Below are 6,000 nucleotides of genomic sequence, written 5' to 3'. Positions count from 1 at the left end.
TCCGATCGCGCCGATCGGGTGAGCCGATACATCTTTACTCGAGACGGTCCTACTCCGTGGCCCGATGGAAATCGACGCCGAGTACGACTTCTGGCTGCTCGACCTCGACGGGACGCTCGTCGACGTCGAGTGGTCGTATACGCGGACGGTCTTCGACCGGGTCGGCGACCGACTCGGTCGCGAGTTTACCGATCGCGAGGCCGATATCCTCTGGAGCGGGCTGACCGGCTCTCGCGACCGACAACTCCGGGAATGGGGAATCGAGCCCGACGAGTTCTGGACGGTCTTTCACGACGAGGAGGATCCGCTCGTCCGGGCCGAACAGACCTACCTCCACGACGACGCCGACTTCGTCGCCGACCTCGAGGCGCCGGTCGGACTCGTCACCCACTGCCAGCAGTTTCTCTGCGAGCCGGTGCTGGACGCACTCGACATCCACGACTGGTTCGACGCGCGCCTCTGTTGTACCCCCGAGACGGGCTGGAAACCCGATCCGGAGCCGGTCTATCGCGTGATGGACGACCTCGGCGTCGGCGAGAACGGTCACGTCGGCGTCCTCGCGGGCGACGGTGCGAGCGACGTCGGCGCGGCCTGGAACGCCGGCCTCGACGCCATCCACGTCGAACGCGTCGGCCACGCGGAACGCGGCCGCTGCGTGCTCGGCGACTACCGCGTCAGTACCTTCGACGACCTGTTCGAGGAGGCGACCGTCAGCCAGGCCGACGGATGAAACACCGAAAAAGTTTCAGGAACCCGGTTGCTGCTCCCCATAGAGCCGCGATGAAATACTGTCTCAACTGCGACTGGAGTCTGAGTCCGACCGACGAACCGTCAGACCGAGTTCGATCGCGCGAGGCGATCGACCACCACGTCGAGACGGGCCACACCATCGACTCGAGCGACGGCGTCGTTCCGCCGCGCATTCCCGACGTTCCCGACGAGGTCCTCGTTCGAGACCTACTGCCGCGGGCGAGCGGCGACTGAGACGGTTCACTGTCCGTCCGAGACAGTCCACCGACGGGACGGCGTGTACGACGAACCGGTCTCTGCGTCCGCCCCACCGTCTCGAAGTAACGTCGAGTCAGCCGTAGTGGGTCTCGAGGTAGTCGACGATCGCCTCGCTCTCCGAAAGCGTCTCCCCGCGGTCGGTGTCGACGAGAACCGGAATCGTATCCTCGCCGTTCAGTTCGATCATCGCGTTCCGCATCTGTTCGTTTCTGACGTCGCCACCCTCGGATCCCGGACGGCGCGGGTTGTGGGTCACGTACGAGACGCCGAGTTCTGTCAGCGTCTCGCGAACGTCGCTACTGTGCGGACAGCCTTCCGCCTGATACAGTTCGAGCATGGCTTCTGTAGCGACGCCGCTCGAGCCCGTAACGGTTGGCCCCGCAGTCGCTGCGGTGGCGAGAGCGGACTCGAGCGGCTGTAGACGCCATCGCCGTTACTCGAATTCGGATCGGCCGCCGGCCGGCTGAAGTTCGTCGTCGACCAGTGTCTCGTAGGCCCGACGGAACCGCTCGGAGAGCGCCTGATGGGAGATGTCGAGTTCGTCGGCCAGTTCCTCCATCGAGATGCCACGGGGAATCTCGAAGTAGCCGTGTTCGAGGGCGGCCTCGAGCGCCTCCTGTTGCTGGGGGGTCAGTCGCGTTTCGGTGTCCGTCGTGCCGCTGACGTCGCTGACGCGTCGCAAGTCGACCGTGAGGCCGGTCGACTCGAGACGATCGTAGGCCTCGGAGAGCGCCTCTCGGTCGCGAAAGCGGACGCTTACCTGCCACCAGCCGTCGCGGCCCCACATCTCGAGCAGCGAGCCGCCGTTAGCGAGGAGTTCGTCGCTGATCCGAACGCTCTCGTCGACGAAACTCACGTCGTACAGCAATCGTGATCCGGTTTCGACGAGGAGTTCGTACTCCTCGACCGACGGATCCGCCTCGAAGGCCCCGTCGGCGGTCGGCCGGTCGACGCCGGCGACCCACAGCGAGGGACGCGTTTTCGAAACGGAGGACTCGAGTTCGAACGTTGCGTCGGGGGCGTGTTCGAGCGCCGTCCCCAGTGTCGTCTCCGCAGCCGGAAGCCGAAACTCGGCGATCGTGGACATCACGAGTCGTACACCGTACTGCGGTAAAAAGCACTGTTCAGGCAGCCCTGACTGTCGCGTTCGACGAACGTCCAACCTGTCCTGACGGTCAGGACGGTCCGGCAATCGAAGCGGGAGACAGCGGGGTCGGCGACGATGAACGACGGGGTGGTGGCGACGGTGAGTGACGGGACGAAAACGGCGAGACGATTCGGTTCGGCCCGCGTCGTGGTTGCGTTCAGACGTCCTGAAGGTCCTCGCGGTTGAGGTCCGCGAGCGCGGCCTCGAGTTCCCGAACGCCCGCCTTGGCCGTGCGGTCGGGATTCGCGAGGACGCGAACCGGCTGCGCGTCGACGAGGACGAATCCGAGGTCGAGGTGGTCGGCGGTGGCGCGCAGTCCGATCGCGACGTCGGCGTCGCCGGCGATCACCGTCCGGGCGGGGCTCTCGTGGGCGCGCAGGCCCAGATCGAAGCCGTCGATCGACTCGCGGAGTTCGGTCGCGTCGACGCCGCGGTCGTCCGCGAGGGCCGCGAGCGCGGCCTCGAGACTCGAGCGCAGACCGGAGTCGGTCGTCCGGTTGACGAATCGCAGGTCCCGGTCGACCAGGTCCTCGAGCCCCTCGAGGTCGTGTGGGTTGCCGGCCTGGACGACCAGGCCCCACTCGCGTTCCCAGCGGCCGAGTTCGTCGGCCTCGAGGTCGCGCTCGAGCGGGCCCGCGACGACCGCGACGTCCGGGACGCCGTTCCGAAACCGGCGAACGGCCGGTCGGGTGCCCACCGAGAGGTAGCGCGGGTTCGCAAGCGAGTCGAGCAGTCGGTTGACGGTCGGGTCGTCCTCGCCGAGGCCGAGCAGCGTCGGCGAGCGGACGTCCGCCGAAAACAGCTTGACGGTGACCGACTCGCCCTCCTCGAGGTAGTCCGTTTCGGGACCGACCTCGACGACGCCGTCGGCTTCGGCGAGACTGGTCGTCGCGCCGCTGCCCTTGTCGACGGGGTAGACGAGGGTCTCGCCGTCGGCATCCGTTACCAGACCGACCGGCATCAACCGCAGTCGCCCCTCGCCGTAGCGCTCCTCGCGGGCCATCGTTCCGGCGACCGTCGCCGCTCTCGGCTCCGGCACGCCGGCGGCCTCGCGAATCGCGGGCGCGACGAAGGTTCGAAAGACCATCATCGCGGAGACGGGGTAGCCGGGGAGCCCGACGTACGCGGAGCGGTCCAGTCGGCCGACGAGCATCGGTTTGCCCGGCTTGACGCTGACGCCGTGTAAGAGGAGTTCACCCTGCTCCTCGATGACCCGGTAGATGACGTCGACCGCGCTCGCGCTGGTCGACCCCGATGAGAGCACGAGGTCGCACTCGTCGGCGGCCTCGCGCAACACGCGCTCCATCTCGTCTTGATCGTCGCCGGCGTGGGGGTAGAGCACCGCCTCGCCGCCGGCGTCTTCGACGCCCGCGGCGATCGTGTAGCTGTTGACGTCGTAGATCTCGCCGCGGGCGCTGTCGACGTCCTCGCCCGGTCGCACGAGTTCGTCGCCGGTCGAGACGATGCCGACTTTCGGCGGCGCGCGGACGGGGAGTTCGTCGACGCCGAGCGCCGAGAGCAAGCCGATATCGCGGGGCGTGATCTGCGTTCCGGGACCGAGCGCGCGCTCGCCCGCGGCGACGTCCGCGCCGGCGAACATGACGTTGTCGCCGGGCGCGACCGAGGTGCGGATCAGCACGTCGCCGTTCTCGTCGTCGAAATCGGTTCGTTCGACGGGCACCATCGCGTCCGCGCCGTCGGGCATCACTGCGCCCGTCGAGATCTCGGCGGCCTGGCCTGTCTCGAGTTCCACGTTCGGTTCCTCGCCCGCGTGGATCTCGCCGACAAGGTCGAGGGAAGCGGGGTCGGCCTCGTCGGCGCCGAACGTGTCCCGCGCCCGGAGCGCGTAACCGTCGAGGCTAGCCCGGTCGAACCCCGGCACGTCGAGTTCGGCGTCGAGTCGCGCCGCGAGCACGCGGCCGCGGGCGTCTTCGAGCGAGACACGCTCGAGACCGCCCTCGAGCGACAGCGAGTCGATCGCCGCCCGCGCCTCCGCGGGGGAGGCGAGGTCGCGAAACTCCTTGCGTTCCATACGCGGCGTTCGGACGCCGTCGTAAAAACGATGGGCGAAGACGTCGGCGGTCGCGGCGGACTCGATGGCCGACCGTCGACGGATCGGCGAACCCGTGGCTAATGAACGATCGTGGTGTATTCCGGCGGGAATGTGCGAAAACGTCACGCAACGTGTCGGGATATGAAGGTATTTCAGCGCCGAAGGCGAACCGGACGACGTGAGTTCTCGCTGGAGTTCGCTTCCGAACCCCATCCGATGGCTGTTGCTATCGGTCGGGGCCGTGCTCGCGCGTCTCGGGGTGATCGACCCCCGAAGAGCGGAGCGCACGACCGACCTCGCCTGGCCGCGGATCGTCACGGGGCTGGCCCGAATGTCGAAATCCGCGGCCGACGTCGCGATGGTCGGAATCGCCCTCGGGCCGGCGGCGATCGCCGGCGTCGGGCTCGCGGCGCCGTACTGGGGACTGGCCTTCGCCGTCGGCGGCGGCATCGCCGGCGCGACGATCGGCCTGGTTTCACAGCACTATACGGGCGGAACCGATTCGGGGCTCTCGCTCGCGGTGACGACCAGCGCCGTCGTCGTCGCCGCGCTCACCCTCCCGCTCGGGCTCCTCTACTGGGTCGCGCCGGAGTCGCTGATCGGCCTCGTCGGTAACGACGCCGCGTCGATCGCCTACGGTGCCGACTACCTGCGAGTCGTGGCCCTGGGCATCCCCTTCGCCGCGTTGAACCTCATCGGGAGCCGGACGCTCGTCGGTGCCGACGACGCCTGGACGCCGATGGTCATCCGCGCCGGCGGCGCCGTCGCCAACGTCGCGCTCAACGCCGTCCTGATCTTCGCCCTCGGAATGGGCGTCGTCGGCGCGGCGATCGGGACGGTCCTCGCGAACGTCCTCGTCCTGGCCGCGTTCGTCGTCGGTTTCACGGTCGGCCGACTGCCGCTCGTCGGCGCGTTCCCCGTGACGCTCTCCCTCGAGCGACCCCGCGTGACCGTCGCGGACGCCCGCGACGTGGTCTCGATCGGGACGCCGCTGGTCTTTACGAACGTCGCCCGCCGAGCCGCCCAGTTCCCGATGCTCGCCATCGTCGCGCTGTTCGGGCCGAACGTGCTCGCGGCCTACGTCGTCGCCCGCCGCGTCCGGGACCTGATGGACACCCCCGGCTGGGGCTTCTCGCTGGCCTCGAGCAGCCTCGTCGGCCAGGAGTTGGGCACCGGCGACGAACGGAGCGCGGACACGTACGGTCGCGAGGTGCTCTGGTTCGGCACCGCGGTCTACCTCGTCAGCGGCGGACTGGTCCTCGTCTTCGCCGAGCAGGTGAGTCGACTGTTCGTCGACGATCCGTCGATCCTCCCGCTGGTGACGACGTTCGTTATGGTCGCCTGCATCAGCGTCGTCTTCCGCGGGATCAGCGGCGGTGCGACCGGCCCGCTCCGCGCCAGCGGCGACACGCGCTGGCCGTTCTACGGGCAGGTACTCGGACTGTACGTCTTCGCCGTCCCCATCGCCTTCCTCGGCGCTGCGACCGTCCCGATTCCGGGTCTGGAGGCCGTGACGCCGCTCGGTATCGAGGCGCTGTACGCCGCGTTGATCCTCGAGACGCTCGTGCCCGCCGCGGTCACCTACTACCGATTCTCGGCGGGCCACTGGAAGGCGATCAGTCGGTCCTACCGACCCGAGACGTCGGCCAGCGACTGATCGCGCACGATACCGTCGGACAGAACGGCGTGACGATCGGTCGCGCTACTGCGGCCGTCTCCGACGGCGACGGCCGCGAATTCGCAACCGACTTCGTATTGACTGCTGTCCGACAGTATGAGCAGAGCCGGCCGA

Annotated in this window: 6 protein-coding genes; 3 read left to right on the top strand and 3 right to left on the bottom strand. The window is 68.3% G+C overall.

The features are described 5' to 3' along the window. Positions 1-64: 64 nt before the first annotated feature. Both C493_RS14740 and C493_RS14735 read left to right on the top strand, forming a co-directional pair. On the top strand, positions 65-730 hold the full coding sequence (locus tag C493_RS14740) for an HAD family hydrolase (protein ID WP_007260261.1): 666 nt from the start codon (positions 65-67) through the stop codon (positions 728-730). A gap of 50 nt (positions 731-780) precedes the next feature. Beyond that, positions 781-984 (top strand): hypothetical protein, encoded by a 204-nt coding sequence (locus C493_RS14735; RefSeq protein ID WP_007260260.1) that lies wholly within the window; start codon positions 781-783, stop codon positions 982-984. A gap of 97 nt (positions 985-1,081) precedes the next feature. Here C493_RS14735 and C493_RS14730 read toward each other — a convergent pair whose 3' ends face one another. The 3 genes from C493_RS14730 to C493_RS14720 form a co-directional block, all read right to left on the bottom strand. Further along, a complete protein-coding gene (locus C493_RS14730) occupies positions 1,082-1,345 on the bottom strand; it encodes a glutathione S-transferase N-terminal domain-containing protein (RefSeq protein ID WP_007260259.1) in 264 nt (87 codons plus the stop codon). 96 nt (positions 1,346-1,441) lie between these two features. Continuing rightward, positions 1,442-2,095 (bottom strand): helix-turn-helix domain-containing protein, encoded by a 654-nt coding sequence (locus tag C493_RS14725; RefSeq protein ID WP_007260258.1) that lies wholly within the window; start codon positions 2,093-2,095, stop codon positions 1,442-1,444. Between the two features lie 217 nt (positions 2,096-2,312). Continuing rightward, positions 2,313-4,187: a molybdopterin biosynthesis protein gene (locus C493_RS14720; RefSeq protein WP_049889391.1), complete on the bottom strand. Its 1,875-nt coding sequence runs from the start codon at positions 4,185-4,187 to the stop codon at positions 2,313-2,315. A gap of 199 nt (positions 4,188-4,386) precedes the next feature. Between C493_RS14720 and C493_RS14715 the strand changes: the two genes are divergently transcribed. Beyond that, positions 4,387-5,865 carry an MATE family efflux transporter gene (locus C493_RS14715; RefSeq protein WP_049889383.1) on the top strand — a complete coding sequence of 493 codons (1,479 nt, stop codon included), beginning with the start codon at positions 4,387-4,389 and terminating at the stop codon, positions 5,863-5,865. The last annotated feature ends 135 nt before the right edge of the window (positions 5,866-6,000 follow it).

This window comes from Natronolimnohabitans innermongolicus JCM 12255 (genome assembly GCF_000337215.1).
In the GTDB taxonomy this organism is placed as follows: Archaea; Halobacteriota; Halobacteria; order Halobacteriales; family Natrialbaceae; genus Natronolimnohabitans; species Natronolimnohabitans innermongolicus.
This window is presented reverse-complemented; position numbering and strand designations above follow the sequence as displayed.